The 2,179-nt window shown below is 45.7% G+C and carries 1 protein-coding gene and 1 pseudogene; both read right to left on the bottom strand.

Annotated elements, in window-relative coordinates; translation table 11 throughout:
• Nucleotides 1-370 precede the first annotated feature (370 nt).
• Nucleotides 371-934, bottom strand: coding sequence for a Gfo/Idh/MocA family protein (locus SD31_RS19505; protein ID WP_231561634.1), 564 nt, complete (start codon nucleotides 932-934; stop codon nucleotides 371-373).
• Between the two features lie 58 nt (nucleotides 935-992).
• Nucleotides 993-2,083 (bottom strand): annotated as a pseudogene (locus SD31_RS13065) (GMC oxidoreductase); the annotation flags it as partial.
• Nucleotides 2,084-2,179: the final 96 nt, after the last annotated feature.

Here is a 2,179-nt window from a genome sequence, read left to right as displayed (position 1 = left end):
GGCCAATATCGCTTACTTATGTGATGTAGACCTTGCTACTTAATCGTCACTTTGTTTTAGGGTTTTAGGGAAGTCATAGTCACCGAACTTGACGGAGGACAAGACTCTGGGAAATAACCTCTCTTGAACTCMWCGACATATACAGTTCCCACACTTGCCTGCACGTCTTTTACGTATTGTARCGYCGATACAGAAGGAGCTTCTAGGTTGTGACATCCCATGTCACCTAACGCTCACCCGGTACCGAAGGCCACCAATCCTCTCCAAATTGAATGGCACCAGTTTTCGATATAGTCTGTATACTGAGCTGTTCCCAACCATTTGTCCAATCTAAGTTGATGGTACAGGAGCCTTTTTGGAAGGCCAGTGACTAGCTGTACCTTGCCGGCCATACAGGGCGGTCTGTCCATGCATAAATCTCTACCAAATCACCGATAAGGCCGGCRTCAATCCATTCGCGCATCTGACGCACCCCATCTCCCGAAGAACCTTGGTTACCCATCTGTGTCACCACTTTATAACGCTTTGCGGCATGAGTCAACACGCGGGCTTCCCATACATCATGGGCAAGAGGCTTCTGCACATACACGTGTTTTCCCAATTCCATGGCTGCCAATGCCTGAATCGCGTGGTTATGGTCCGGCGTAGAGATGGAAACCGCATCGATATGCTTATGCTCTTTATCCAGCATTTCCCTAAAATCCACATAAAACTTGGCTTTAGGGAACTTTTCTACTGTTCCTTTAGCACGTGCAAGGTCTACATCACATAAGTAAGCGATATTGGCCTTACCACTTTTATAAATATTGTTTACATCACTACCACCCATTCCACCTACACCTATTGAAGCCACATTCAACATATCGCTAGGAGCTCTGTAGCCTTTGCCCCCTAAAACATGTCGCGGAACGATGGTTATTCCTGCTGCAGCCACTGCTTGCCTTTTTTATAAAGTCTCTTCTGCTGTTATTCTCCATTTTTATAGTTTTTATTTACAGGTTACCTTTTTTCAATTCACTTACGGCAAAGTCGGCAGCGCGGGCCGTCAAAGCCATATAGGTCAACGAAGGGTTAACACATCCTGAAGATGTCATACAAGCCCCGTCCGTAACGAATACATTTTTACAATCCCAGACTTGGTTATTGCCGTTCAATACGGAAGTTTTAGGATCTCTACCCATGCGGGCTGTACCCATCTCGTGGATACCTTGACCGAATCCGTATACATTGTCATAGACTGACACATTTTTAACACCAAGCTGCTCGAGCATCTCCTTCATTTCATATTGCATGTCATGACGCATCTTTAATTCGTTTTCTTTGATTTCTGCGTCAATAGCCAATACAGGAAGCCCCCACTTGTCTTTGGTGTTCTTGTCAAGTTTCACGTGGTTTTCGTGGTAAGGAAGAATTTCTCCAAAGGCACCGAAAGAAACGTTCCAATGATCTCTCAAGCCACAGAGGGCATCTTTGAAGCTACCACCACCTGTCTTTCTTCTGCCGACGCATAGCCTCCATTGCGGGAAGCACTACCTTGATAGCCGAAACCTCTGACATAGTCTCGTTTTTTAGGGTCTCCTTCCACGTTAACGAAACGCGGTACATACAAGCCATTAGCTCTTCTACCATACACCTGCTTATCCAAGTGGTCTTCCACAATACCGCCAGCACCACAACGGAAGTGGTGGTCCATAAGGTTGTGACCGAGCTCACCACTGCTACTGCCCAATCCACCTTCCCAGATATCGGTAGCCGAATTCATCAAAATCCAAGTAGAATTCAGTGCGGAAGCACATAGGAAAATCACTTTTGCATAATACTCATACGTTTGGTTTGTTTCGGCATCCAACACTTCCACACCTTTAGCCTTCTGGGTGTCCTTATCGTAAATGATTCTTGTAACGATGGAATAAGGTCTCAATGTCAGGTTTCCGGTTTTCACTGCTGCCGGCAAAGTTGAAGACTGGGTACTGAAATATGCCCCAAAATTACATCCCAACCAGCATTTGTTTTGGTATTGACAGTTTACACGTCCGTTGTGAGGTACCGTGATATTAGCAGTTCTACCTATGATGAAATATCTTTTTCCTATCATATGAGTTGCTGGATACGTGCAGCCAAGTCACGCTCGATGACGGTTCATCGGCATYGGAGGAAGGTTGAATCACCTCGGTCCGGC

Source organism: Sphingobacterium sp. T2 (assembly GCF_000814685.1).
In the GTDB taxonomy this organism is placed as follows: domain Bacteria; phylum Bacteroidota; class Bacteroidia; order Sphingobacteriales; family Sphingobacteriaceae; genus Sphingobacterium; species Sphingobacterium thermophilum.
The sequence above is the reverse complement of the archived record's forward strand: the minus strand, read 5'-3'. Positions and strand labels throughout refer to the sequence as shown.